The 24774-nt window shown below is 62.0% G+C and carries 23 protein-coding genes and 5 pseudogenes; 10 read left to right on the forward strand and 18 right to left on the reverse strand.

The genetic code is table 11. The annotated features are described in order from the left end of the window. Positions 1–14: 14 nt before the first annotated feature. Both gloA2 and ACFQDL_RS29985 read right to left on the reverse strand, forming a co-directional pair. Positions 15–431, reverse strand: coding sequence for an SMU1112c/YaeR family gloxylase I-like metalloprotein (gloA2, locus tag ACFQDL_RS29980; protein ID WP_379912555.1), 417 nt, complete (start codon positions 429–431; stop codon positions 15–17). A gap of 14 nt (positions 432–445) precedes the next feature. Further along, complete coding sequence (locus ACFQDL_RS29985; RefSeq protein ID WP_379912557.1) at positions 446–1174, reverse strand: metal-dependent hydrolase; 729 nt, start codon at positions 1172–1174, stop codon at positions 446–448. A gap of 207 nt (positions 1175–1381) precedes the next feature. On the opposite strand from ACFQDL_RS29985, the pseudogene ACFQDL_RS29990 reads away from it, so the two are divergent. The 5 genes and pseudogenes from ACFQDL_RS29990 to ACFQDL_RS30010 all read left to right on the forward strand — a co-directional run. After that, a pseudogene (locus tag ACFQDL_RS29990) lies at positions 1382–1540 on the forward strand (PAS domain S-box protein); the annotation flags it as partial. A 68-nt stretch (positions 1541–1608) separates the two neighbouring features. After that, positions 1609–2943, forward strand: a complete 1335-nt coding sequence (locus tag ACFQDL_RS29995) for a methyl-accepting chemotaxis protein (protein ID WP_379912559.1) — start codon at positions 1609–1611, stop codon at positions 2941–2943. A 458-nt stretch (positions 2944–3401) separates the two neighbouring features. Continuing rightward, entirely contained in the window at positions 3402–3653 is a 252-nt protein-coding gene (locus ACFQDL_RS30000; protein ID WP_379912561.1) for a hypothetical protein, read from the forward strand. A gap of 20 nt (positions 3654–3673) precedes the next feature. After that, a complete protein-coding gene (locus tag ACFQDL_RS30005) occupies positions 3674–4075 on the forward strand; it encodes a PRC-barrel domain-containing protein (protein ID WP_379912563.1) in 402 nt (133 codons plus the stop codon). Between the two features lie 83 nt (positions 4076–4158). After that, complete coding sequence (locus ACFQDL_RS30010) at positions 4159–4368, forward strand: hypothetical protein (protein ID WP_379912565.1); 210 nt, start codon at positions 4159–4161, stop codon at positions 4366–4368. Positions 4369–4419: 51 nt separating this feature from the next. On the opposite strand, the gene ACFQDL_RS30015 is transcribed toward ACFQDL_RS30010, so the two are convergent. Further along, entirely contained in the window at positions 4420–4899 is a 480-nt protein-coding gene (locus ACFQDL_RS30015; protein ID WP_379912567.1) for a retropepsin-like aspartic protease family protein, read from the reverse strand. A 120-nt stretch (positions 4900–5019) separates the two neighbouring features. Beyond that, positions 5020–5193: a hypothetical protein gene (locus ACFQDL_RS30020; RefSeq protein ID WP_379912569.1), complete on the reverse strand. Its 174-nt coding sequence runs from the start codon at positions 5191–5193 to the stop codon at positions 5020–5022. Between ACFQDL_RS30020 and fucP the strand changes: the two genes are divergently transcribed. Next, positions 5192–6601, forward strand: coding sequence for an L-fucose:H+ symporter permease (fucP, locus tag ACFQDL_RS30025; protein WP_379912571.1), 1410 nt, complete (start codon positions 5192–5194; stop codon positions 6599–6601). The genes ACFQDL_RS30020 and fucP overlap by 2 nt on opposite strands. A gap of 278 nt (positions 6602–6879) precedes the next feature. On the opposite strand, the pseudogene ACFQDL_RS30030 reads toward fucP, so the two are convergent. After that, a pseudogene (locus tag ACFQDL_RS30030) lies at positions 6880–8034 on the reverse strand (MFS transporter); the annotation flags it as partial. A gap of 265 nt (positions 8035–8299) precedes the next feature. On the opposite strand from ACFQDL_RS30030, the gene ACFQDL_RS30035 reads away from it, so the two are divergent. After that, a complete protein-coding gene (locus ACFQDL_RS30035) occupies positions 8300–8989 on the forward strand; it encodes a hypothetical protein (RefSeq protein WP_379912573.1) in 690 nt (229 codons plus the stop codon). Position 8990: 1 nt separating this feature from the next. Here ACFQDL_RS30035 and mgrA read toward each other — a convergent pair whose 3' ends face one another. From mgrA to ACFQDL_RS30075, 8 genes and pseudogenes are all read right to left on the reverse strand, one after another. Then, positions 8991–10019, reverse strand: a complete 1029-nt coding sequence (mgrA, locus tag ACFQDL_RS30040; protein ID WP_379912575.1) for an L-glyceraldehyde 3-phosphate reductase — start codon at positions 10017–10019, stop codon at positions 8991–8993. A 92-nt stretch (positions 10020–10111) separates the two neighbouring features. Continuing rightward, positions 10112–11230, reverse strand: a complete 1119-nt coding sequence (locus tag ACFQDL_RS30045; RefSeq protein WP_379912577.1) for an ABC transporter ATP-binding protein — start codon at positions 11228–11230, stop codon at positions 10112–10114. 24 nt (positions 11231–11254) lie between these two features. After that, a pseudogene (locus ACFQDL_RS30050) lies at positions 11255–12126 on the reverse strand (carbohydrate ABC transporter permease). Then, the gene (locus tag ACFQDL_RS30055; protein WP_379912579.1) at positions 12119–12277 is read right to left on the reverse strand and encodes a hypothetical protein; all 159 of its coding nucleotides are present in this window, start codon (positions 12275–12277) and stop codon (positions 12119–12121) included. Before ACFQDL_RS30055 ends, ACFQDL_RS30050 begins: the two are co-directional and overlap by 8 nt. Further along, complete coding sequence (locus ACFQDL_RS30060; protein WP_379912581.1) at positions 12270–13205, reverse strand: carbohydrate ABC transporter permease; 936 nt, start codon at positions 13203–13205, stop codon at positions 12270–12272. Before ACFQDL_RS30060 ends, ACFQDL_RS30055 begins: the two co-directional genes overlap by 8 nt. Before the next feature lie 99 nt (positions 13206–13304). Next, positions 13305–14551: pseudogene (locus ACFQDL_RS30065) on the reverse strand (ABC transporter substrate-binding protein). A 220-nt stretch (positions 14552–14771) separates the two neighbouring features. Next, positions 14772–15698, reverse strand: a complete 927-nt coding sequence (locus ACFQDL_RS30070; RefSeq protein ID WP_379912583.1) for a pseudouridine-5'-phosphate glycosidase — start codon at positions 15696–15698, stop codon at positions 14772–14774. Between the two features lie 247 nt (positions 15699–15945). Then, positions 15946–16185, reverse strand: coding sequence for a hypothetical protein (locus tag ACFQDL_RS30075; RefSeq protein ID WP_379912585.1), 240 nt, complete (start codon positions 16183–16185; stop codon positions 15946–15948). A gap of 781 nt (positions 16186–16966) precedes the next feature. Here ACFQDL_RS30075 and ACFQDL_RS30080 point away from each other — a divergent pair. From ACFQDL_RS30080 to ACFQDL_RS30090, 3 genes are all read left to right on the forward strand, one after another. After that, on the forward strand, positions 16967–18610 hold the full coding sequence (locus ACFQDL_RS30080; protein WP_379912587.1) for a flavin-containing monooxygenase: 1644 nt from the start codon (positions 16967–16969) through the stop codon (positions 18608–18610). Positions 18611–18703: 93 nt separating this feature from the next. After that, positions 18704–19741, forward strand: a complete 1038-nt coding sequence (locus tag ACFQDL_RS30085) for an alpha/beta fold hydrolase (RefSeq protein WP_379912589.1) — start codon at positions 18704–18706, stop codon at positions 19739–19741. A gap of 394 nt (positions 19742–20135) precedes the next feature. Continuing rightward, on the forward strand, positions 20136–21023 hold the full coding sequence (locus tag ACFQDL_RS30090; protein ID WP_379912591.1) for a helix-turn-helix domain-containing protein: 888 nt from the start codon (positions 20136–20138) through the stop codon (positions 21021–21023). A 269-nt stretch (positions 21024–21292) separates the two neighbouring features. On the opposite strand, the gene ACFQDL_RS30095 is transcribed toward ACFQDL_RS30090, so the two are convergent. The 5 genes and pseudogenes from ACFQDL_RS30095 to ACFQDL_RS30115 all read right to left on the reverse strand — a co-directional run bounded on the left by ACFQDL_RS30095 (position 21293) and on the right by ACFQDL_RS30115 (position 24772). Next, a complete protein-coding gene (locus ACFQDL_RS30095; RefSeq protein ID WP_379912593.1) occupies positions 21293–22741 on the reverse strand; it encodes an ATP-binding protein in 1449 nt (482 codons plus the stop codon). Beyond that, positions 22725–22907, reverse strand: coding sequence for a hypothetical protein (locus ACFQDL_RS30100; protein ID WP_379912595.1), 183 nt, complete (start codon positions 22905–22907; stop codon positions 22725–22727). The genes ACFQDL_RS30095 and ACFQDL_RS30100 overlap by 17 nt, the downstream gene beginning before the upstream one ends. Next, positions 22891–23067: a hypothetical protein gene (locus ACFQDL_RS30105; RefSeq protein ID WP_379912596.1), complete on the reverse strand. Its 177-nt coding sequence runs from the start codon at positions 23065–23067 to the stop codon at positions 22891–22893. Before ACFQDL_RS30105 ends, ACFQDL_RS30100 begins: the two co-directional genes overlap by 17 nt. A gap of 11 nt (positions 23068–23078) precedes the next feature. Further along, the gene (locus ACFQDL_RS30110; protein ID WP_379912598.1) at positions 23079–23819 is read right to left on the reverse strand and encodes a response regulator; all 741 of its coding nucleotides are present in this window, start codon (positions 23817–23819) and stop codon (positions 23079–23081) included. Positions 23820–23912: 93 nt separating this feature from the next. Continuing rightward, positions 23913–24772 (reverse strand): annotated as a pseudogene (locus ACFQDL_RS30115) (MurR/RpiR family transcriptional regulator). Between the last annotated feature and the right edge of the window lie 2 nt (positions 24773–24774).

Raw genomic sequence — 24774 nt, forward strand, 5'->3', positions numbered from 1 at the left:
GAGGCCGCAAAAAATCAGCGCATCCCAGGCACCTCGTACAACTCCAGCGGCAGGCCGTCGGGATCCTGGAAGAAACAGAAACGGCGGCCGGTGTACTCGTCGATGCGAACAGGCTCCAAGCCGACATCGAGGGATTCCAGATAGGCCACCCAGCGAGCGAGGTCCCCGACCGCGAAAGCCAGATGCCGCAGCCCCTGCGCCTCCGGATAGCTCGGGCGCGGCGGTGCGCCCGGAAAGCTGAACAGCTCGAGCTGAGCCCCGTCGGGCAACGCCAGATCGAGCTTCCAGGACTCGCGGTCGGCGCGATAGTGCTCGGCGATGATGCGCAGCCCCAGCCGCTCGACATAGAAGTCACGGGAGCGGGCATAATCGGAGCAGATCAGGGCGACGTGATGAAATCCGGCCAGCGCCGGCCTGCCATTGTTGTCCATGTGTCAATCTCAGCTCAGGTGCTGGAACAGGTTTGCGAGCCCCCGCTGCAGCCAGGTGAAAAAAGTGCCGGCCGGCACGCCCGCTTCCCGGATATCGTCGAACTGCGGCAGCCAGCCCCGCTGGCCGGTGCCATCCAGAAAAGGCCGGCACAGCCCAGCAACAACAGCAGTGACGGCAGCGGCTGTCCCCAGTCGGTCAGCTTCAGCGCCGAACCGAAAGAGCGCTTGATACGCATCCCCGACAGATCGACACTGTAGAGTTCGTCGAGAAGCAGATGCAGGGTCGCGCCGGCAAAGACGAAGCCGCCGACGCCCCAGGCCACGCGCGCCTCGAGTCCGAACAGCCCATACCCGAGCCAGAGCGCCGCTGCGGCGAACAGCAGGTTGGCCAGCAGGCTGTGCAGCAGGCCGCGGTGCACGGTGTACTGGGCGAACAGCCACATCAGGGGATAGCGCACCGCCAGGAATCCCAGCGCCGACAGCCCCAGCACCTGCCAGAGCGGCAGTGTCGTCATCCAGTGCATCAGCACCAGACCCGCCACCAGGGCTCCGAACAGCCGGAATACCAGCCTGATCGCAATCGACTCGTCGGCATCGATATCGGGCAGCAGCCCGCCGAGGGTACCGGCCAGACAGTAGAGCAGGGCTTCGCGCAGCTCCGCCAGCCCCGTCACCAGCGCGGCCACGGACAGGCCTGCGCTGATCACGGCGGCCGTAACGGTATGGGTTTTGAAATCTGCCATGAAAGGTGGCCCTAACGTCCTGCAGGGATGGAGCATTCTACCTTAACGGTCGCGCCTGTATCAGGGCTGAAGGCGGCCGTCGCCTTTTGGCCTGCCATCGTCGTGGACAGGCAGTCAAATTAATTACCCTTTTGTCCTCAAGGGTTTGCATTGCACCGCGTTCTGCTTTATACCAAGGCTGCATTGACACCAGCCAGGAATGCTCGAGTGAACGCATACAATAACAACATCGGACTGCCTGACCAGGAAGGCGTCTACATCATCGTCACGGATATCAAGGGTCATGTCCGCTATGCCAGCGACGATTTCATCGGCCTCTCGGGCTACCCGCCGGACGAACTGATCGGCCACAACATCTCGCTGCTGCGGGATCCGGACATGCCCCCGGGCCCTACAAGGACCTCTGGACAACGATACTCGCCGGAAAACCCTGGATGGGCATGTTGCGCAACCGCAACCGTTCGGGCAAAGCCTTCTGGGTCGACACCTATATCATTCCGATTTTCGCCAATGGCGAACTGGTGGAATTCCAGTGCATCTACCGCTCGCCGAGTATCGAGATGGTACGACGGGCCGAACGGATCTACGAGCTGCGCAAGCTGGGCAAGGAACCTCCGGAACTTCGCTTTCCCGCCGTTCCGGTCAGCTGGCGCAGCCTGGGCACGACGCTGATTGCCCTCGCACCGGCGGCGGCCGCGGCGCTGATCCCGATGGCAATGCCGGCCAAAATCGCCCTTGTCGGCCTGTCACTGCTGCTGGCCGCCGGCGGAAGCTGGCTGCTGACCCGGCAACTGACCCGCCAGATCCGCGACAGCCGCCGCTTTGTCAGCCACCGCCTCAAGCAACTGATCTATACCGGCACCAGCGACGATATCGGCCAGCTGGAGCTGGCGCAGCGGCTGCTGCAGTCCCAGCTCAGCGCCATCCTGCGCCGCATTCAGGACACCTCGGGCGCGGTGCGCCGCAGCTCCGCGGATTCAACCCGTGTGATGCAGGAAACCAGCGGCGAGATCGAACGGCAGCAGGACTCCCTGACGCAACTGGCCACCGCCATGGAGCAGTTCGCCAGCACTACCGAGTCGGTCGCTCGCACCACCACCGAAGCCCTCGACCAGGTGGATTCGGTTCAGCAGGATGCGAGGACGGGCAGCCAGATCGTCGGCCGTGCCATCGACAGCATGCAGCAACTGGACAGCGCCATGGAGCGGATAAACGGCAATGTCGACTCCCTCACGCAACGCAGCGACAGCATCGGCCGGGTGATCGAGGTGATCAAGGATATCGCCGAGCAGACGAACCTGCTGGCGCTCAATGCCGCGATCGAGGCGGCACGGGCCGGTGAGAACGGCCGCGGCTTTGCCGTGGTCGCCGACGAGGTGCGCAAGCTCGCCCAGCGCACCCAGGCCTCGACCAGCGAGATCAACGAGATGATCGGCGCGCTCCAGCAGGAGACCGGCCTGATTGCAGGTTCCATGCAGCAGGGGCGGGAACTGAGCAGCCAAAGCGTCGGCAATATTCAGGCAGCCGGCGACAGCCTCCAGGGCATCCTGCAGGCCGTCGATGCGCTCAAGGGCATGGCGACCCAGATCGCCACCGCGGCCGAAGAGCAGAATGCGGTGACCGGCGATATCAACGCCCAGATTCGCGCCATCAGCCAGGCCGCCGAAAGCGTGGTCCACAAGGCCGGCCGCACGCTGGCACTGAACCGCGATGCCGAGGACCTGGCCGACCGCCAGAGCCGGATGGTCGAGCGGGTGCTGGCGAACTGAACGCCCTCTTTCGGCGCCGCCCTGGCGGCGCCGAAAGAGTCGCCAAATACAGACAACTCCGCAAAGAGTTGCGGTAAATCATTGATTATTCGAAAACATAGCAGTCGCATTATAACGACAGACAACATCTCGTCCGCGCCTAGACCTTCGACCGGTTTTTTCTTTTGTTATCCTGCAGTTACGCATGGATCTGCGCTGTTCGCTGAGCCGGTGCCCCTGACCGGGTGCTCAGGGTTCGAACGACCGGCGCCGTCTCCCGCAGTGACAAACCGGCACAGAAACAGCAGATAAAATCCCCGTCAATCAACCGCTTACGCGCTTATCCTCAGATCACCAACGGCAATTTCCCAAGGTTTTGGAACTGACTGGTACGGTTTTCGCTGGTCCTTCTTTGAGTACCCGAAGCACTGTGCCGACTGTTCGAGCCGGCGACAGAGCAAAGCAACGAGGAGACTGCAATGAAAGTTCCATTCAAGACAACACTGCTGGCGGCTGCACTGACCTCTCTGGTCGCAGTGCCCGTCTGGGCTGCCGGGGACGAGGAAACGACGATGCCGGCCACCGGTACCGAACAGATGCAGCAGGACCCGGCCGGTTTCGGCACTCCCGCCCCCGTCCCGCAGGACGAAAGCCTCCGCACCGAAGATCCGCAGCAGATGGGAACCGACGATCCGCAAACGGCGTCGACGGACGCCCCCTGCAAAAGCTGACGCCGCAGGAGCTGAAGAAGATGGAAGTGGTCGATCCGCTCGGTGAGAAGGTCGGCAAGATCGAGACGGTCGTGCGCAGCAAGACGGACTCGGATATCCAAGCCGTGGTCTCGTCGGGCGGCGTGCTGGGTATCGGCGACCACAAAGTCGCGGTGCCGATCGACAAGCTGGAGCTCAGCGGCGACAAGGTCGAGATCAGCGCGACGGAAGAGGAGCTGCAACAGCAGGAGGCATACGCTCCGGAGTCCTTCGTAGAACTTGAGCCGGCGGACAGGCCCCTCAGCGAGTTCTCCGCATTCGAACCGGTGCCCGAAGAAGAGGTGCCGATCGAAGAGGCGCCAATGTCGCAACCGCAGGAGCCGATCCCCGAGCCCGATCAGCCGATGACTCAACCGCCTGAAGGGTCCGGCGGCACCTATTGATCGGTTGTATCTGCAAGGCCGACACAAGCAAAGGCCCGGCCGGCGGGGTTGCTCCCCGCAGTCCGGGCGGGAGGTTCAATCCGATGAAAACCGTACTGGGTCCGGCCATCGCCATTCTCTGCAGCGTCATGATGCTGCAGGGCTGTGGCTTTGTGGCCGGTGCCGCCGTCGGAGGCACCGCCGGCTATATGATGAAAGACAAGGGTTACGAGGTGCGCAGCCCGATCACCGACGACAACGCCGAAGGCTATCATCTGCGCTCACCTGTGGCCAAAGAAAACCAGAGACCGTAACAGAGGACGAAGTCGACCCGGCTTCGATCCTGCCGGGCCGCCTATTGCCGGTCAGGACTCGGCAATCTCGGCCCTGCCGGCACAATGACTGAGCACGAGGCGGGGAGGATCCATCGAAAAGATGAAGGGCGAGGCCTGCTTCAGGGCACTGAGTCCGAGAATCGCGCGGGTACCGCCCGGAAAGACCGCCGCCTCGACATCCCGTAGCCAGCAGTTGCCGCCGATATTGACCCGGCTGATCGAATAGAGCGGCACCGACAGTTCGTCCCCGTTCGCCAGCCGCCCGCGCACCTGGCTGAGATAGCGAACCCCGCCCTGCCGCTTCAGCTCGCTCAGCATTTCTTCGTTGATCGTCATGTAGCCGGAGCCGGTATCGACCATCAGGTCGACGGCCCCCAGGCCCCCGATCGCGCCCTGCACATAAAAGGTCGCGGCATCCCTGCTGAGCATATCGACGTGCGTATCGAACTCTTCGGCGCCAACGGCGGGAGCCATGCCAGCCGCCAGCAGCGCCAGTGCTTTCCAAAACATCAGGATCCTCTCAAGGGTACAGTACGACCAAGGTACACAACTGGTGGCTATACCACCAGCACATTGATCAAAAGTCAACCAGCCATCGCTCAAACCCGGGCCGCATTGCAGCCATTCGGATTACAAATATTTCAAAGCCCGCACCGGGCGTTCATCTGCGGTTTTTATTCGGATGGTGCAATCGATGCTGAAATCCTTCAAGGCCTGCAGCCGGCGGCGCTCTGCGCACCGCTCGAAAAAGACAAGAGGCAAGGCAACCATGAACAACAAATCGCCGATGGTTTTCCGGGACATGATAGTCCCCTTCATCCTGCTGACCACCTGCTTCGCCGCCTGGGGCGTCGCGGCCAACATGACCGACCCGCTGGTCAAGGTGTTCAGCAAGATCTTCACGATGAGCGCGCTGCAATCCGCGCTGGTTCAATTCGCCTACTATGGCGCCTACTTCTGCCTGGCACTGCCGGCGGCCTTCATCAACCGCCGCTTTTCCTACAAGACCGGCGTGCTGGTCGGCCTCGGCTTCGCCGCAGGCGGCGCCTTTCTGTTCTATCCGGCCAGCCAGTCGATGAGCTACGGCTATTTTCTCGCCGCGCTTTTCGTGCTGGCAGCCGGTCTGTCCATCCTTGAAACCTCGGCAAATCCGTTCGTGATCGCCATGGGGCCGGTCGACAATGCCACGCGCCGTCTGAACCTGGCCCAGGCTTTCAATCCGGTGGGCTGCAATATCGGCGTCTTCCTCGGTGCAGCGCTGATCCTGACCCAGCTCAACCCGGCCACCGCCGAACAGCGAGCAGCGATGCCGGCACAGCAGCTGCAGGCCATCCAGACCGCCGAACTCGATGCCGTCATGGTGCCCTATGTCGGCATGGCCTTTGTACTGGTGCTGATCTGGATCGCAATCGCCCTGCTGCGTATCCGCCCGGCTCGCGAAAAGGTGGTCGCCCATAGCCGCGATGTCCATTTCGGCGCCACCCTGGGCCGCCTGATGCGCAACCGCCACTACCGTTTCGGCGTCATCGCGCAGTTCTTTAACGTCGGCGCCCAGACCTGCGTCTGGACCTTCACCATCCAGTACGTGATGGACGCGCTCTCGGTCAACGAAGCCCGTGCCGGCGACTACCTGCAGTACAGCCTGATCCTGTTCCTGATCGCACGCTTCGCCATGACCTGGCTGATGGGCTATGTCCGCGCCTCGAAACTGCTGGCCGGCCTGTCATTCCTGGCCGCGGCTCTGTGCCTGTACATGACCGCCAGCCCGGATATCACCGGTGTCTGGGCCCTGGTCGCCATCTCCGGCTGCCTGTCGCTGATGTTCCCGACCATCTATGGCATTGCCCTGCAGGGACTGGGCGAAGACACCAAGTTCGGCGCCGCCGGCCTCGTCATGGCGATCCTCGGCGGGGCGATCATGCCGCTGTTCCAGGGCGCCATGATCGATGCCTGGGTGCCACCCTGTCCTTCGTCGTGCCGGCCGCCTGCTTCCTGGTCGTGGCCCGCTACGGCCTGTTCGACCTCCAGTCGGAGCGCCAGGCCCACGCCACCGCTTGCCCGGCGAAAGCATAAGATTGATATGATGAGCTTCGCCGGCAAAAGCTCCTGCACAATGCCGGCATGCCCGCGGGGCGGCCTCCCGACCTCCCTGGCGTTCGCTGCGCTCAGCGCCATCCTACGGCCGATGCGGATCACCTCGCACGGATTGTAGGTTGGAATGAGCAACGAAGTTGCGAATTCCGACGTCGTCCGCGAATTCGAATCCCGGAATTCGCCCGCGGGCTCATTCCAGGCTACGGGCTGCCCTGCCAGTACTCCGAGGGTGGATCCGGCGCTGCGGCCTCGATCCACCCTACCCGTCCGCTCATCCCGTTCCAGGGTCGACATCAGCCCCCATGCGCCCGCCGCGGCCGTCGACCCGCAGCAACAGCAGGCCCCCGCCACCAGCAGGATCACCACCGACAGAATGCCGTATCGCGAACTGCCGGTCAGCAATGCCACCCAGCCTACCAGCATCGGCCCGATCACCGCCGCGAACTTGCCGAGCATGTTGTAGAAGCCGAAGAACTCCCCGGCGCATTCCGGCGGAATCAGTCGGCTGTAGAAGGAACGGCTCAGCGCCTGGATCCCGCCCTGCACCAGGCCGACGACGATCGCCAGCACATAGAACTCGGTGACCGAATCCATGTAGAAGGCGTAGAAGGTCACGCCGATATAGACGCCGATGGCGATCAGAATGCCACACTTCGCCCCCAGCCGGGTGCCCAGGTAACCGTACAGCAGTGCCGCGGGAAAACCGACGAACTGAGTGATCAGCAGGGCCACGATCAGGCTGTCGGTATCGAAGCCCAGCGCCACGCCGTAATCCACCGCCATGCGGATGATGGTGTCGACCGCGTCGATATAGAGCCAGTAGGCCAGCAGGAACCAGAACACCTGGCGCAGCCGGCGGATATGACGCAGCGTTTCGCGCAGTTGCCTGAACCCCGCCCGGACGGCGCCCCAGCCGGAACGGGGGTTAACGACCGGCGGCTCCTCGACCAGCCAGAACAGCGGCAGCGAGAACAGCAGCCACCAGACTGCGACCATCACGAAAGACAGCTGCACCGCCTGGGCCTTGTCGGCCAGGCCGAAGAACTTTGGCTGCAGCGTCATCCAGACGTTGACGGAAAACAGCAGCCCGCCTCCGAGATAGCCCAGGGCATACCCCAGCGCCGAGACCCGGTCGCGGTCCCGGTCCGGACAGATGCCGACGATCAGCGCGTCGTAGAAGACGATGCTGCCGGAAAAGCCGACGATGCCGCAGGCGAACAGCGCCGCTGCCAGCAACCACTGCCCTTCTGCAACCCAGTTCAGACTGCCGGTCATCAGGATGCCGAGAAAGGCAAAAAAGATCAGCAGCCGCTTGCGCACACCACCCCGGTCGCCGATGGCGCCAAGCACCGGCGCCAGCACCACCACCAGCAGGCTGGCCAGGCCATTGGCCATGCCCAGATGAAAGGTGCTCTGGGTCGCCGGCAGCCCCTGACTCCAGTACTGCTTGAAGAAGATGGGAAAGAATCCGGCCATCACCGTGGTGGCAAAGGCGGAGTTGGCCCAGTCGTACAGGGCCCAGGCCCAGATTCTGCGTTTGTCGGTGTCCATCTCGATGCGATCGCTCCTCCACTGTCGCCGTCATTCTGGGCAATCACGGCAGGTGACGCCAGCTTTTTACCGCCGCCGGCAACGGCTCTCGCCCCTGCCGGCGAAGGGCTACACTGTAGGCACTGAAGTCAGGAACACCCGGCAGCCAGGCGCTACCGTACCGAAACGGACCCGGAGGGAAAGTTGTATGTACCAGTCAGACAGAAGCCATACCCCGCAAGTGAACACGGCCATGGGACTGCCAGCCTGGCGAGCACTGCCGCTCATGCTGTGCTTGGCCGCCGCCACGCTGATTGCCGGCTGCAGCTTCAATCAGAACTACTCGTCGGCTCAGCACAACGATATTTCACTGCGAAATGATGCCCTGAGCCACCAGGGCATGGCCTTTATCAGCCCGTCGACCATCACCGGGCAGGAAGAGGACAAGCAGGTACTGGCATTCGTGTTCGCCAAGACGCTGGCGGAAAAGCGTCCCGATATCCGCGTCGTCGATCTGCCCCAGACCCTGGGTGCAATCAACCGCGCGGGGCTGGCTTCCGAGTACAACCGGATGTTCGAGGACTACCGCGAGACCGGTATCTTCAACCGCACTTCGCTGAAAAAGATCGGTGAGGCCGCCAATGCCCGCTACCTGGTACAGCTCAACCTGGCCAACTTCCGCCAGGAATCGCGCGGACGCTTCAGCATGCTGGGCTTCCGGGTCTATCAGACCACCCACGCCAATATCCGCCTGTTCGTGCAGATATGGGACAGCCATGACGGCAGCATTGCATGGGAAGGCGTCGAGGAACTGAACCTTGCCGAGGAAACCGGCCGTGAAAAGACCATTACCTTCACGTCCGTCGTCGAGGAGTCGGCGCGCAATCTGGTCAGGCTGCTGCCCGGTCCGGACAGCAACGGCAGGGCCTATTCGGAGTCGGTCCGGACGGATCCGATTCCGATCGCCAAGCAGTAAGTTATCCTTCCGACGACTGTGCCCAGAGGTTGATGCCGCCGTCGGTGGCGTAACGGTCGATCTCGGCCAGTTCCTCAGGCGTGAAATCGGGCCGCTCCAGCGCCCTGACGCTGTCGGTCACCTGCTCCGGCCGGCTGGCACCGATCAGTGCGGAGGTCACCCGGCCGCCACGCAGTACCCAGGCGATCGCCATCTGGGCCAGTGACTGGCCGCGTTGACGGGCGATCTCGTTCAGCGCCCGGATCCGCCCGAGATTTTCACCGGTCAGAAAAGCCGGCCGCAGCGAATCCTCGCGGGCGGCCCGGCTGCCCACCGGCACGCCACCCAGATACTTGTCGGTCAGCATGCCCTGGGCCAGCGGCGAAAAGACGATGGAACCGCAACCCAGTTCGTCAAGGGTCTCGAGCAGGCCGTCGTCCTCGATCCAGCGATTGAGCATCGAATAGCTCGGCTGATGAATCAGGCAGGGGGTCCCCAACTCCCTGAGGATCGCCACGGCTTCATAGCTGCGGGCCGAGTTGTAGGACGAAATGCCGACATAGAGCGCCTTGCCCTGGCGCACCGCGCTGTCGAGCGCCCCCATCGTCTCTTCCAACGGCGTCTCGGGGTCGAAGCGGTGCGAATAGAAGATATCGACATAGTCGGTACCGAGACGCCTGAGGCTCTGATCGAGACTGGCGAGCAGCGACTTGCGGCTACCCCATTCGCCGTAGGGGCCGGGCCACATCCGGTAGCCGGCCTTGGTCGAGATAATCATCTCGTCACGATGGCCGGCAAAATCGGTCCGCAGCAGCTGTCCGAAAAAGCTTTCCGCCGAGCCCGGCGGCGGACCGTAGTTGTTCGCCAGATCGAAATGAGTGATCCCCAGATCGAAGGCGGTGCGACAGATATCCCGCGCCCGATCGACGGGCGCATCCTCGCCGAAGTTCTGCCACAGCCCCAGCGACAGGGCCGGCAGTTTCAGGCCGCTGCGCCCGCAGCGGTTGTAGTGCATCCGTTCGTAGCGGTTCTCGTCGGCCTGGTAGGGCATCGTTTCTCCTCGGGTCTGGGAACACTTCAGTGCCGGCTTTCGGCCATTGTCGGGTTTCGGCCCTGCGGGCCTCTACCCGACCTACATTATATTTAACCCCGATCCAGGCGCTCCTCGGTCTCGGGATCGAAGAACACCGCCTTGCTCATGTCGAACATCAGGGGCACTACCTGTCCGACCGGCGTGCTGTAGCCCGGGTTGATGCGGCAGTTGGTCTCGACACCGTTGATTTCGGTGACCAGCATGGTGTCCGCACCGGTCGGCTCGGTCACCAGCACCTGCATCGGTACCTGGCGCACCAGCGCCTCGCCGGCCTTGTGGGGCACCGGATCGGTGATCATCTCCGGGCGGATCCCCAGCACCACTTCCCTGCCGGTATGGCCACTGAGGCGCTCCGCATTGGGCACCGGCAGCCAGGCCGGATTGCCCTGCCCGTCCCGAATCTCGACACCGAGTCCGCTGTCGCCCGCCACCAGGCGACAGCGCACGAAGTTCATCGCCGGCGAGCCCATGAAGCCGGCAACGAACTGGTTGGCCGGGTCGTCGTAGATCTCCTGCGGGGTCCCCAGCTGCAGCAGTTCGCCAGCGCGCATCACCGCGATGCGGTCGGCCAGCGTCATCGCCTCGATCTGGTCGTGGGTGACATAGACGATGGTGGTGCCCAGACGCTGGTGCAGTTTCTTGATCTCGGTGCGCATCTCGACCCGCAGCTTGGCGTCGAGATTCGACAACGGTTCGTCGAACAGATAGAGCTTGGGCCGGCGTGCCAGCGCCCGCCCCATGGCGACGCGCTGACGCTGACCGCCGGAAAGCTGGCCCGGCTTGCGGTCGAGCAGGTGCTCGATCTGCAGGAGACTGGCGACCCGCTGCACTTCCGCTGCGCGCTCGGCCTTGGGTACCTTGCGGATCTCGAGGCCGAAGGCGATGTTCTCGCGCACCGACATGTTCGGATAAAGCGCATAGGACTGGAACACCATGGCGATGTCGCGGTCCTTGGGCGCCGCCGTGGTCACATCGGCATCACCGATCAGAATGCGGCCGCCGGTCACATCCTCGAGCCCGGCGATGCTGTTCATCAGCGTCGACTTGCCGCAGCCCGATGGCCCCACCAGGATCAGGAACTCGCCCTTGTTGATGGCGATATTGATGCCCTTTAGCACCTCGGTCTGGCCGTAGGTCTTGATGACATTGTCGATAGTCAGGTTAGCCATTTTCATACACCTCTTATTGTTCTCTCAGCCCTTGACGGCACCGGCGGTCAGACCGCGGACGAAATATTTGCCGGCCAGCACATAGACCACCAGCGTCGGCAGCGCCGCCATCAGCGCCGCGGCCATGTCGACGTTGTATTCCTTGCCGCCGAAGCTGGTATTGACCAGGTTGTTCAGCGCCACCGTCACCGGCTGGGTATCGCCGCCGGAGAACACCACGCCGAACAGGAAATCGTTCCAGATCTGGGTGAACTGCCAGATCACGCAGACCACGATGATCGGCGTCGACAGCGGCAGCACGATGCGGCGGAAAATGAAGAAGAAGCCGGCGCCATCGAGACGTGCCGCCGCGATCAGCTCCTCGGCAGCCCAATGTAGAAATTGCGGAAGAACAGCGTGGTGAAGGCGATGCCGTAGGTGACGTGCACCGCCACCAGGCCGGTGGTGGTGTTGGCCAGACCGAAGGTCGCCAGCATGCGCGCCATCGGCAGCAGGATCACCTGGAACGGGATGAAGCAGCCCACCAGCATGGCGCCGAACAGCAGCTCGCTGCCGCGAAAGCGCCACATCGACAGCACATAACCGTTGAGGGCGCCGATCAGTGTCGAGATCGCCACCGCCGGGATCACGATCCGGAAGGAGTTGGCGAAGTACGGCGCGATCCCCTCGCAGGTACTGCCGGTGCAGGCGCCGTTCCAGGCCTTGCTCCAGGCGTCGAAATTGAGGCTGCCCGGCAGCGAGAACAGCGTGCCGCTGCGGATCTCCTCGACATCCTTGAGCGAAGTCAGCAGCATCACCCAGAGCGGCATCAGATAGACCAGCGCGGCAACGCCGAGAATCCCATAGAGGCCGTAGCGCAGCAGGCGCTGATTAAGAGTCTGTTGTACCTTAACCATGTTTCTTACCCCGCAGCTCCGAATACTCCGAGTGTGGTTGCGGCACCAGGATCGCCAGCACGCCGCCGAGCATCACGAAGCCACTGGCCGCGCCGGGGCTCTTCTGGCCGCACGCAATGGCATAGAGGCCCGTGTGTTGCGACTTAACCATGTTTCTTACCCCGCAGCTCCGAATAGAGATAGGGCACCAGGATCGCCAGCACGCCACCGAGCATCACCATGGCACTGGCCGCACCGAGGCCCATCTGGCCGCGGGTGAAGGCATGCTGGTACATGAAGGTCGCCGGCAGGTCCGACGCATAGCCCGGGCCGCCTCCGGTCAGCGCCATCACCAGGTCGAAGCTCTTGATGGCGATATGGGACAGGATCACGAAGGCGCTGAAGAACACCGGCTTCAGGCTCGGCAGTATGATGCGGCGATAGATCTTCGGCATCGAGGCACCGTCGAGCTGGGCGGCCTTGACCATGTCCTGGTCGACACCTCGAAGACCTGCAAGAAACATCGCCATGACGAACCCGGAGGACTGCCAGACGGCGGCGATCACCAGGCAATAAACGACCATGTCGGGATTGACCAGCCAGTCGAAGCTGAAGCTCTCGAACCCCCAGTCGTGCAGCGTTTTCTCGAGGCCCAGGCCCGGATTCAGCAGCCATTTCCAGGCGGTACCGGTGACGATGAAGGAGATCGCCATCGGATAGAGGTAGATGGTGCGCAACGCGCCCTCGGCGCGAATCTTCTGATCCAGCAGGATGGCCATCAGGACGCCGATCACCAGGCAGACCAGGATAAAAAGCCCGCCGAAGATAATCAGATTCTCGACCGCGACACTCCAGCGCTCGTTGGCGAACAGTTTGCCGTACTGTTCGGTGCCGATGAACTTCCATACCGGCAGGATACGGGAGTTGGTCAACGACAGCAGGCCGGTCCAGATCATGTAGCCGTAGACGGCGACCAGGGTAATGACGACCGTAGGTGCCAGTACGATTTTCGGCAGCCAGTCGGCGAGCCGGTCCGGCAGCCGGCGTGCAACGGGCCGCGCCGCCCCTGTTGCGGGCAGCGATACAGATTGTTCAGTCATGACGGATTACCGTTGAGAGGATTGTCGGCGGACAGGTACTGCCCGCGAATGACTGCGCGACCGGACGCCGCGCAGCCCCCACACCTTTGAAGGCGCCCCTTAAAGGCTGGCGTTGACCGCGCGGGCCAGCTTCTCGACCGCGTCTTCGGCGCTCATGTCGCTGGAATTGAAGTAGTTGGTCACGACGTCGTAGATCGCGCCCTGCACGCGGGAGGTGGTCGACAGGCCGTGGGCCATGCTCGGCACCAGGCTGTCGTGCTCGGCGCTGGCGACAAAGGCATCCATGGAGTCATGGGCACAGCTGTCGAAGGGCGTCCGGTCCATGCCCTGACGGGCCGGAATAGAGCCCTTGTTGAGGTTGAAGGTTTCCTGGAATTTCGGCTCCATCACCAGGCGTGCGAGGTCCTGCTGTGCCGCCTCGCGGCTCTCCTCGCTCTGCCGGAACATTGCCAGGCTGTCGATGTTGAAGGTGAACATGTCGGCGGTACCCGGCGCCGGCAGGCAGACATAGTCGGTGCCGGGCTTCTTGCCGGCAGCGGTGAACTCGCCCTTGGCCCAGTCGCCCATGATCTGCATCGCTGCCTCGCCGTTGATCACCATCGAGGTGGCGACGTTCCAGTCACGGCCGCTGGCGTCGCTGTCGATCAGGTCGCGCATCTGCCGGAAGGTGTTGAACACCTTGACCATGGTGTCGCCCCTGAGCGTCGCCTCGTCATGTTCGACGAACGCCTTGCGGTAGAAATCGGCGCCCTCGGCCAGCGCGATCGCCTCGAACAGCGTCGCGTCCTGCCAGGCCTGACCACCGTGGGCCAGCGGCACGAAGCCGGCCTCCTTCAGTTTCGGCGCCACCTGGATCATCTGCTCCCAGCTGGTCGGAATCTCGACGTTGGCCTTTCTGAACACCTCGGGATTGGCCCAGAGCCAGTTCACCCGGTGCACATTGACCGGTACGGCGACATAGTGACCGTCGTACTTCATCACATCGCTGACCACCGCCGGCAGCAGCGAGTCCCACTGACCGGATTCGGCCACTTCATCGAGCGGCGACAGGAAGCCGAGCTCCCCCACTCCTGGATATCCAGACCCTTGATCTGGGCCGCCGACGGCGGGTTGCCGGAAATGGCGCGGGACTTGAGCACCGTCATCGCGGATTCACCGCCGCCGCCAGCCACGGCAAAATCCTTCCAGGCATGACCGGCGTCTTCCATTTCCTTTTTGAGTACATTGATGGCGGCCGCTTCCCCGCCGGACGTCCACCAGTGCAGGACTTCGACTTCACCGGCGGAGGCGGTGGCACAGGCGACAGACAGGGCAAGACCGGAAAGGCAGGTTTTGAGCTTGTTCATGTTGTGATGTCCCGATTTATTGTTATCAACGACGGGGCCATTGCAGCCCGACATTCGGCATGAACCAAGGTATCAAAGCGCTGCCGGGATAGGGGTAAACTTACGCAAGGAAAAGTAACAAAGTGTAACAGGGCGGTAGGAGCGCCGCCCCGGTGCGAATTCCACGCCTGTCGCTCGTGAGGCGTAAGGCGTAAAGACCCTGTCGTCATGACCAGGGGCTTCAAGTCCCCTCATGCCTGCAACAGGCCACCGCGACCTGCGCCGCCAGGCGCGCATTGTTCAGGACCAGCTGGATATTGGACGCCAGGCTGTCGCCGCCGGTCAGCTCCGCGACCCGCGCCAGCAGGAAAGGCGTCGTCGCCTTACCCTGAATCCCCTGCTCGTCGGCCTCCCGCAGCGCCTGCTCGATCGCCGCATCGATCACCGCTGCCGGCATCGCATACTTTTCGGGAATCGGATTGGCGATCACCACCCCGCCTTTCAGGTTCAGCTCCCATTTGACACGCAGGGCCCCTGCGATCGCCTCGGGCGTGTCGAGGCGATAATCGACCCTGAGGCCACTGTCGCGGCTGTAAAACGCCGGCAACCTGTCCGTTCGGTAACCCACCACCGGCACACCCCGGGTTTCCAGATACTCCAGCGTCAGCCCCAGATCCAGGATCGACTTGGCTCCGGCGCAGACCACGGCGACGTCGGTCCGGGCCAGCTCCTGCAGGTCGGCCGAGATATCGAAGCTATGCGCGGCTCCCCGGTGTACGCCGCCAATGCCACCGGTGGCGAAGATTCGCACCCCGGCCATCGCCGCCAGGATCATCGTCGCCGCCACGGTCGTTGCACCACTCTTGCCTGCCGCGACGACAAAGGGAATGTCCCGACGGCTCACCTTCGCCATCTGGCGCCCCTCCCTGCCGAGGCGCTCGATCTGTCCCCGCTCGAGCCCCACTGTCAGCCGCCCGTCGAGAATGGCGATCGTCGCCGGTATCGCACCCTGGTCTCTCACCGCCTCCTCGACCCTCAGGGCCGTCTCCACATTGCGCGGCCAGGGCATGCCATGGGCAATGATCGTGGATTCCAGCGCCACCACCGGCTGATTGGCCGCCACGGCCGCCGCCACCTCGGGGTGAACATCCAGATAGGGCTTTGACATGATGTTGCGACTCCCAGCCTGCTGGCGACCTGATCAAGGGCTCATCCTGAATACCAGGGCGCGTTTTCCAGAAAAACGCGGCGCAACGCGCCGAACATCCTGAAGCGAGCATCTCGGCCTGACCAGGCTTGCGCCGCGGTAACGGCCTTTCCGAAAGTTGAAGTTTCAACCTAACGCTAAGTTAAACAATGCGTTAGTCACTGCTTGAATATATTTCATTTTTATTTATCAAGTATTATCCGGCTTTTCAGGATGCAGATTCAGGCTTGATTATCAAAAGGTTAGCCGGGTCACCGTGATGCAGGACGACTTTCGCGTCCAACCGGCCCGCCGACAGTTCCAGAATCTGACCCGGTGCCAGTTCAAAATCCAGCTGACATCCGTCACTGCAAATCAAGCTGATCGAAAGCTCCTCTGAATGAGTGTTTTCAATGCTGGCCATCTCACCGGCACCGATGATTTCATGAATGTCTGTAATATTTTTCATGGTGTCTGCTTACCGTTTTCAAGGCTTGCGGTTGCATGTCCGTTCCTGGAATGGCATGCAGCCTGGTTCGAACCAAGATACCTCCATGATCAAGCTCCTTCTACAGCTTGGTCCAGTGCAGGTCGGGGAGCAACCGGATCGGCGGCTCGGCACCCATGCCTCGCTCCCCGACGGGGCTTATCGGAAAATACTCCCAATGCTCGCCGGCTTATCGCCATGGACGGCGGAAGGCCGCCCCGCCTCGATGCAAAAAACGCAGAAGCAATTTTCTGCTCTAACGGGATGAAGGTGCCATCTTCAGACGCAGGGTCCACTGAGCGAAGCGAACGGCACCATTAAACTCTATACCGGTTAACGGCACAAAACAGGCATAAGGTTAGAGAAAGCCGCGTAAGCAAAAGTCAGACCTCCTCATCTCTCGGCAAAGTTACGAGTATGTGGAGAGTTTTTGGCTCATCATTTTAATGGATTATTAATTGAATGACATATTATTGACTTCAGTTCTTATTTGAAAAAACTTTCATCCGATCGACGCAAACCAAAATGGTCGCATTCGGCACAAAGCCTAATTGATGATAAGGGAAACAGGCATACTGTCACCGGAAATCCTGGATTCACCCCGTTTCCTTCAAAACTTCCACGCATTCGTTCAAGAACTGCACCGACGCTCTGGGTATCTTCTTCCCATGCCTGCTCGATTACGCCCTCTGCGGATGGTGCGGGCGCCCCTGATGCGGGGCATCTCGTGACTCGTCATAAACATCAAAAAAGAGAGTGCACCATGACTACGCAAGTAACCCTGACCAAGACCCCCAACGCCCAAGTCACCCAACTCGACGCCATGGTGATCGGTGCCGGTGTCGCCGGCCTGTACCAGCTGCACAAATTACGCGAGATGGGAATGAATGTACGCGGCTATGAAGCCGGCACCGGTGTCGGCGGCACCTGGTACTGGAACCGCTACCCCGGCGCCCGTTTCGATTCCCAGGCGGAGATCTATCAATACTGGTTCTCGGAGGAGCTGTATAAATCCTGGCAGCCCAGCGAGCGCTTCCCGGCCCAGCCGGAAACCGAGCGGTGGCTCAATCACGTGGCCGACCGCCTGGACCTGAAAAAGGATATCCAGTTCAGCACCCGTATCTCGTCCGCCCACTACAACGAAGACGCCGGGCGCTGGACAGTCACCACCGATACCGGCGAAACCATCGATACCCAGTTCCTGATCGCCTGCTGCGGCATGCTCTCCGCGCCGCTGAAAGACCGCTTCCCCGGCCAGGACAGCTTCCACGGCGAGATCCACCACACCGGTCTGTGGCCCAAGGAGGGTGTGGACTTCAAGGGTAAACGGGTCGCAGTCATCGGCACGGGCGCCACCGGTATCCAGGTGATCCAGTCCATCGCGCCGGAGGTAGGCTCGATGAAGGTGTTCGTGCGTACCCCGCAGTACATCGTACCGATGAAGAACTACAAGTACTCCAAGGAGAATTGGGCGAAGTGGGGCGAGCGATTCCATGAGTTGAAAGCCCGCGTACGCCAGACCTTCGCCGGCTTCGATTACGACTTCGAAGCCCCGCCTTGGGCCGACCTGACTCGGCAGCAGCGCACCGACATTCTGGAACAACATTGGCTGGAGGGCTCGCTGTCCTTGTGGCTGGCGACGTTCCCGGAAATCTTTTACGACGAAGAGGTCAGCGAAGAGGTGTCCAAATTCGTCCGCGACAAGATGCGAGCACGTCTGCATAACGATCCCAAACTGTGCGACCTGCTGATCCCAACCGACTACGGCTTCGGCACCCACCGCGTACCGCTGGAGAACAAGTACCTCGAAGTCTATCTGCAGGACAATGTGGAGGCGGTGGACTGCCGCACGGCACCGATTGAAGAGATCGTCCCCGAGGGAATCCGTACTGCCGACGGCAAAATCCATGAGGTGGATGTCATTGTGCTGGCGGTAGGCTTCGATGCCGGCTCCGGTGCACTGAGCCGCATCGATATCCGTGGTCGCGACGGCCGCGCGCTGAAACAGCAGTGGCAGGAAGAGATCCGTACCGCCATGGGGCTGCAGGTCTACGGCTATCCGAACCTGTTCACCACCGGCGCCCCGCTGGCACCGTCCGCCGCGCTGTGCAACATGACCACCTGCCTGCAACAGCAGGTCGACTGGATCACCGGTTGTATCGACCATGCCCTGAGAAACGGCAAGCAGACGGTGGAGGCCACCAAGGCGTTCGAGGATGCCTGGGTCGAGCATCACGACGAGGTGGCATCGAAGACCCTGGTGGTCAAAACCGACTCCTGGTACATGGGCTCCAACGTGGATGGCAAGCCGCGCCGCCTGCTCTCCTACATCGGCGGGGTAGGCAATTACCACAAGCGTTGCGACGAAATCGCGGCCGAGGGTTACCCCGGCTTCGCGATGTCCTGAAGCTTATCCACCGTTACGCAGAAATCGCCGGCTGTGCACAGCCGGCGGTCCCCCCTCCGCGCGCAATACGTGTCGTATGCAAGGAGATTTGTCGTGAGCAACTACTATTCGCAAGAGAATCATGGTCCATTCGAGCTGATCGGTATCGGTGACCTGCAGCTCGAGGAGGGCGGCACCCTGTCCGACTGCAAACTCGCCGTTTCACTACACGGCCAGCTCAACGCCGCTAAAGACAATGCGATCCTGGTACCAACCTGGTACTCGGGTACCAGCAAGATCATGGAACAGGTCTATATCGGTACCGGGCGGGCACTGGACCCGGATAAATATTTCATCATCTGCGTCAACCAGATCGGTAGTGGACTTTCCACCTCGCCAAGCAACAGCAGCGGTCCCGACTTCCCCCAGGTACGCATCAGCGACGATGTCCGCGCCCAGCACCGCCTGCTGACCGAACATTTTGATCTCGATAGCCTCGCCCTGGTGGTCGGTGGTTCGATGGGTGCCCAGCAGACCTACGAGTGGGCCGTGCGCTATCCGGAGTTCGTCAAACGTGCCGCTCCCATGGCCGGTACGGCGAAGAACACAGAGCACGACTTCCTGTTCACCGAAACCCTGATCGATGCCATCACCACCGATCCGGGCTTCCAGAGGGGCCGTTACCATTCGCCGGAAGAGGTCGCCGCAGGCCTGAAACGCCATGCCCAGTTGTGGACCCTGATGGGCTGGAGCACGGAGTTCTTCCGTACCGGACGCCACCATGCGCTGGATTTCGCATCGATGCCAGCGTTCGTGGATAACTTCATGACCGGCTACTTCGCACCGATGGATCCGAACAACCTGCTGTGCATGGCGTGGAAATGGCAGCGCGGCGACGTCAGCCGCCACACCGCTGGCGACCTGTCTGCCGCGTTGGGACGCATCAAAGCCAAGACCTACGTGATGCCAATCAGTCATGACATGTTCTTCCCCTGCACCGACTGCCAGGCTGAACAGCAGTTAATCCCCGACAGCGAATTCCGCCCGCTGCAGAGTGTCGATGGTCACCTGGGCCTGTTCGGCACCGATGCGCAGATGGTGGAGCAATTTGACGCCAACATCCGGGAGCTGTTGGCTACGCCGGTCGCCTAAGCCCGGCATATGGTTGTCGCCCGCTCGGATCGGTCTTCTCCGGTCATGGAGATCCACCATCTTTAGCGGACGCTGTTCCAGGTGCACCTCTCGCCCCCGGAACAAATAGCCCCAAAGTGTCATGGCACCTTGCACCGCTCAATGGCACTATGGAGCTTGGATGGGTGGCAACACCCATCCCCTACTAACGGTACCGATTAAAATAAAAAGCCATCCGGGCCGCTAGGCAGTTAGGGCAAGCAACGGCGGCAACGCCGCAGCTAACCCTTTCCTGACCTGCAGGCTGCTGTGACAGCAGGTCCCTGAACCGGGGTTCCAACTTCAAGGGGAGTCGGCGCACTTATCCCTTGAATAGCTGCCGCAGAGCACTCGTCAGCCCGGCGAGGATAGTCCTATGCCGAAAGTTATCACCCCGGACGAGCTTCCCAAGTGGGTTCCGGGCAAACTGCTGACCAGCAGTGCCTCTTTGGGCTGGAAGGACGTTGCCCAGCGCTCCTATCTGTACAAGGGACAGGAGGTGCCGATTCCCCCTCTCGATCACTTCATGATCGTACGCTATCGCAACGGCCATACCCCCATGTACCGCCAGCTGGACGACAGCAAAGGCACCCGCACCACCTGCGCACCGGGCGACATCTCCCTGCTGACCAATGCCCAGAACTCCCACTGGCACTGGACCCAGGACATCGAGGTCGCCCACATTTACCTGTCCAATGCATTGATGTCGCGGGTTGCCTGCGACGTTCTGGGACGCCCAGTGGAGGATGTTCGTCTGCACGATGTTCTGCAGATGCAGGATCCGATTCTGACCTCGATCACCGATGCCATCGATACCGAAGTACATGCCAGCGGCTTGGGCGGCACTCTGTATGTCGAAGCGCTGGGCATGCAGATGGCGGTACATCTTTTACGCCGCTACGCCAGCGTAACCTTTCGAAATCCCGCCGATGTCGGCGGTCTGACACCATGCCAGAAACGACGCTTGATCGATTACATCGAGTCGCATCTGCACAGCGCTATCCGGTTGGAGGATCTGGCCCAGGAGGTCGGTCTCGGAGTATGGACCTTCTCGCGCAAATTCAAGGAGAGCTTTGCCACATCACCCCATGCGTTCGTCACCGAACAACGGGTGCAAAAGGCCCGGGCAATGCTGACGGAAGGACGTTTTGCAATCAAGGAGATAGCCTATCTATGCGGCTTTTCCGATCAGGCCCACCTGACTCGTGTGTTACGCCTTAAACTCGGTGCGACTCCGGGGCAATTGAAAGGGACGACTCGCTAGACATCCGGGCCATATGCCACCTCCTTGTCCAACAATGGTTCTTTCACACCACGGCATGATTCGGATCGCGCTTCTGGAATCGGCCACGCCGGCTTACTTTGTCCAGGTGCGGACCACCAATTGATTCCGTTATGAGCCATTCGGAATTGATCTGCCAGCGGGGATGAAGTATCGGCCTGCCCAGACGTTCCCGGCGGAATTCGCAGGCTCCTCCGACATTTGCTTCCTGCAATGCCGGTATTTCTGCCGCCCCTGGCGGTCATTCCACCCTACCGGGGCAGCGTCAGGCAGGCTTCGAGCCCGCCCTCGGGGCGATTTTGCAGCCGCAGTTCGCCGCCGTGGGCGCGGGCAATATTGCGGGCGATCGAAAGCCCGAGGCCCATGCCGGCCTGACCGCTGCGCTGCGTCGACAGCCGGGTATAGGGCGCGAAGGCCCGCTCGAGCTTGTCTTCGGGGATGCCGGGGCCATCGTCGAGCACGCGGATTTCGAGGCGCTCCGGACTGTCGTCCATGCGGATAGCAGCGCTACCGCCATAAAAGAGCGCGTTGTCGATCAGATTGCCCAGACAGCGCCTGAGCGCCAGCGGCTTGCCAAAGAAAGGCATGTGCTGCTCTCCCTGCAACGTCACCGTTTGACCGCCGAGCCTGGCACTGTCGCACAGATGCTCGAGCAGGCGATGCAGGTCGACCTCGACCCGGTTCTCGTGAATGTCGGTGTCCTTGACACTCTGGAGTGCCCCCTTGACCAGCATGTCGAGATCCTCGAGATCACGGCAGAAAGCCTCGCGCTCATCGTCATCGTCGAGCATCTCCGCGCGCAGTCGCAGCCGTGTGATCGGCGTCTTAAGATCATGGGATATCGATGCGAACAGCCGCTCCCGGTCATCGAGATAGCGCTGGATCCGCAGTTGCATGGCGTTGAAGGCCCGCGCCGTCATTTCCAGCTCGTAGCTGCCGGTCTCCGGCACGGGTTGCGCCTGTCCCTGACCGAAGCTTTCGGCGGCCCGGGCAAGGCGTCGCAGCGGTCGGGTCAGCGAGCGGACGATCCAGACACCGAACAACATCATCACGACAAGGGAGATCAGCAGCGACAGCAGGCGCTCGTTCGACAGCGGCGTACCGGTCTCCAGGAATCCCGGGTCAGGCATCAGGGTCGCGAGATAGAGCCACTGCTCGTCGGCGATCGGTATCTGGATCACCAGGATGGGCGCCTCGCGGGAGCCGACCCGCAACGCCTGACTGCCCCAGCGTTCGGGCAGATCGGTGAGCAGGATCTCGTTGCTGATGACGTGCAGATCGGACGGCCGGGAAAAAGCGATGCGAAGGTGCTGATCCGGCCCGAGTTCGCGCCCCAGTACGTCGCGAAACTGATCCACCACCACGCCCTTGAGCCGCGAGTCCGGCAGGTCGTTGATGCGGATCTCCTCGCGATTGAGGGTAACGAAGAAACGGGTACCGCCCATGTCCCGCAACTGGTCGAGCACCACATGGCGGTAGGCCGTCGGCAGCGAGGTGAAGAACTGCACCGTGGAGGCGACCCGGAACGCCATGTGCCGGGACATTTCCCGGACATTGGCTTCGCTGTCGGCGCGCCACTGCGTCAGCCAGATCGCGCTCGACACCAGTTGCGCCAGCAATACCCCCAGTGCCAGCACCGCCAGGATTCTGCCGGAGGCGGATCGCGGCCAGTGCCGCAGGCGCTTAGCCAGCCAGGCCATGATACACCCTGCCCCTTCGCTCAACCCGCAAAAGGGCGAGCCAGATCGCGCCCGACACCCGTTGCGCCAGCAGCAACTCAAACGCCAGCGCCAGCGCCAGCACCGCCAGGATTCTGCCGGAGGCCGAACGCGGCCACTGCCGCAGGCGCTTAGCCAGCCAGGCCATGATACACCCTGCCCCTTCGCTCAACCCGCAAAAGGGCGAGCCAGATCGCGCCCGACACCCGTTGCGCCAGCAGCAGCTCAAGCGCCAGTGCCAGTACCGCCAGGATCCTGCCGGAGGCCGAACGCGGCCACTGCCACAGGCGCTTAGTCAGCCAGACCATGGGCTCCGGCCTCAACGCTGCGGCACATCGCTCTGCTCCACCGGCGCCGCCAGCACGTAGCCCTGCCCACGCACGGTCTTGATCAGCTGCGGCGAGCGGGCGTCGTCACCCAGACGCTGCCGCAGCCGGCTGATCTGGACATCGATAAAGCGATCCATCGGCAGGTTGTCGCGACCGCGGGTGGCCTCGGCAATGCGATCACGGCTCAACACCTCCCCGGCGTGATCCAGCAGCAAGCGCAGAAGCGCGTATTCGGCGCCGGACAGTTCGACGGTCTCGCCATGGCGGTCGAACAGCTGACGCTGGACCGCGTCGAGCTCGAAGCCGGCAAACCGCTGATAGCGCCCGCCCGCCGCGGGTGGCGAAGCCTCCGGTGCCTGGTCGCTGCGGCGCAGGATGGCGCGGATGCGGGCCAGCAGCTCCCGCGGGTTGAACGGCTTGGCGAGATAATCGTCGGCACCGATTTCCAGCCCGACAATACGATCCATCTCATCCGAGCTCGCCGTCAGCATGATCACCGGCACCCGGGAAAAGGTCCGCAGCTTGCGGCAGACCTCGAACCCGTCGTCCCCCGGCAGCATCACATCCAGCACCACCAGCGCGGCCGGCGCACCGGCCTTCAGCTCGGCCAGCAGACTTTCGCCGTCGGCGGCCGTGCGTACCTCGAACTGATTGCGCTCGAGGTAACTTTTCAACAGCGAACGGATATCGGCATCGTCATCGACGACATGGATCGGCTTGTGCTGAGTCATATTTCAATCGCGTCAACAGTTAACAGTATTGAGCTAACAATGGCTACTCGCTGCTTTTGCTGTAACTGTATTCTGTTCACTGTTAACTATTCACTATTCATGCGGATAGCGGGTCGGTATCAGGCTGTCCTTGATCTTCTTCAGATAGCGCTGAAAGTCCACCCCCGTCGCAGGATCACGCCGGTGGCCAGCACATCGAGCAGCGTCAGCTGGATAATGCGCGACGTCATCGGCATATAGACATCGGTATCCTCCTGGCTCGGTACCGGCAGCAGCAGGGTGCACTCCTCGGCCAGCGGCGAGCGCTCGCTGGTGATACCGATCACGGTCGCACCGCTTTCCCGCGCCAGCCGGGCGATATCGACCAGCTCGCGGGTCCGGCCGGTATAGGAGATCAGCACCACCACGTCTCCGGTATTGGCGCCTGCCGCGACCATGCGCTGCATCAGCACATCGTCATAGGCCATGACCGGAATATTGAGACGGAAGAACTTGTGCTGCGCATCCAGCGCCACCGGCCCCGACGCCCCCAGCCCGAAGAAGGCCACCTGCTTGGCCTGACTGAGATAATCCACCGCACGGGTGATCTGGGCCGCATCCAGGCTCTGGCGTGCGGTATCCAGGGCCGCGATGGTCGACGAGAAGATCTTGTCGGTGTATTCCTCGGTGCTGTCGTCCTGCTCGACGCTGCGCGAGACATAGGGCATGCCCCCGGCGAGACTCTGGGCCAGCTGAATCTTGAAGTCCGGGTAACCGCGGTTGTCGAAACTGCGGCAGAAACGGTTGACCGTCGGCTCGCTGACGCCCGATGCCTGGGCCAGCGCCGTGATGCTGAGGCGGGTCGCGGTCTGGGGATCGCGCAGAATCACCGTCGCCACCTTGCGCTCGGACTTGTTGAGGCTGTCGAGCCGCTGGCGAATCTGCTCGAGTAGATTAACACTATTAGTGTTCATGC

The sequence above is a fragment of the Marinobacterium aestuariivivens genome, from assembly GCF_042661465.1.
GTDB classification, from domain to species: Bacteria; Pseudomonadota; Gammaproteobacteria; order Pseudomonadales; family Balneatricaceae; genus Marinobacterium_A; species Marinobacterium_A aestuariivivens.

Coding starts and splice junctions, on each gene's coding strand:
- gloA2 (WP_379912555.1), bottom strand. CDS start 431: ATGGACAACAATGGCAGGCCGGCGCTGGCCGGATTTCATCACGTCGCC.
- ACFQDL_RS29985 (WP_379912557.1), bottom strand. CDS start 1,174: ATGGCAGATTTCAAAACCCATACCGTTACGGCCGCCGTGATCAGCGCA.
- ACFQDL_RS29995 (WP_379912559.1), top strand. CDS start 1,609: ATGGGCATGTTGCGCAACCGCAACCGTTCGGGCAAAGCCTTCTGGGTC.
- ACFQDL_RS30000 (WP_379912561.1), top strand. CDS start 3,402: ATGAAAGTTCCATTCAAGACAACACTGCTGGCGGCTGCACTGACCTCT.
- ACFQDL_RS30005 (WP_379912563.1), top strand. CDS start 3,674: ATGGAAGTGGTCGATCCGCTCGGTGAGAAGGTCGGCAAGATCGAGACG.
- ACFQDL_RS30010 (WP_379912565.1), top strand. CDS start 4,159: ATGAAAACCGTACTGGGTCCGGCCATCGCCATTCTCTGCAGCGTCATG.
- ACFQDL_RS30015 (WP_379912567.1), bottom strand. CDS start 4,899: ATGTTTTGGAAAGCACTGGCGCTGCTGGCGGCTGGCATGGCTCCCGCC.
- fucP (WP_379912571.1), top strand. CDS start 5,192: ATGATAGTCCCCTTCATCCTGCTGACCACCTGCTTCGCCGCCTGGGGC.
- ACFQDL_RS30020 (WP_379912569.1), bottom strand. CDS start 5,193: ATGTCCCGGAAAACCATCGGCGATTTGTTGTTCATGGTTGCCTTGCCT.
- ACFQDL_RS30035 (WP_379912573.1), top strand. CDS start 8,300: ATGCTGTGCTTGGCCGCCGCCACGCTGATTGCCGGCTGCAGCTTCAAT.
- mgrA (WP_379912575.1), bottom strand. CDS start 10,019: ATGCCCTACCAGGCCGACGAGAACCGCTACGAACGGATGCACTACAAC.
- ACFQDL_RS30045 (WP_379912577.1), bottom strand. CDS start 11,230: ATGGCTAACCTGACTATCGACAATGTCATCAAGACCTACGGCCAGACC.
- ACFQDL_RS30055 (WP_379912579.1), bottom strand. CDS start 12,277: ATGGTTAAGTCGCAACACACGGGCCTCTATGCCATTGCGTGCGGCCAG.
- ACFQDL_RS30060 (WP_379912581.1), bottom strand. CDS start 13,205: ATGACTGAACAATCTGTATCGCTGCCCGCAACAGGGGCGGCGCGGCCC.
- ACFQDL_RS30070 (WP_379912583.1), bottom strand. CDS start 15,698: ATGTCAAAGCCCTATCTGGATGTTCACCCCGAGGTGGCGGCGGCCGTG.
- ACFQDL_RS30075 (WP_379912585.1), bottom strand. CDS start 16,185: ATGAAAAATATTACAGACATTCATGAAATCATCGGTGCCGGTGAGATG.
- ACFQDL_RS30080 (WP_379912587.1), top strand. CDS start 16,967: ATGACTACGCAAGTAACCCTGACCAAGACCCCCAACGCCCAAGTCACC.
- ACFQDL_RS30090 (WP_379912591.1), top strand. CDS start 20,136: ATGCCGAAAGTTATCACCCCGGACGAGCTTCCCAAGTGGGTTCCGGGC.
- ACFQDL_RS30095 (WP_379912593.1), bottom strand. CDS start 22,741: ATGGCCTGGCTGGCTAAGCGCCTGCGGCACTGGCCGCGATCCGCCTCC.
- ACFQDL_RS30100 (WP_379912595.1), bottom strand. CDS start 22,907: ATGGCCTGGCTGGCTAAGCGCCTGCGGCAGTGGCCGCGTTCGGCCTCC.
- ACFQDL_RS30105 (WP_379912596.1), bottom strand. CDS start 23,067: ATGGTCTGGCTGACTAAGCGCCTGTGGCAGTGGCCGCGTTCGGCCTCC.
- ACFQDL_RS30110 (WP_379912598.1), bottom strand. CDS start 23,819: ATGACTCAGCACAAGCCGATCCATGTCGTCGATGACGATGCCGATATC.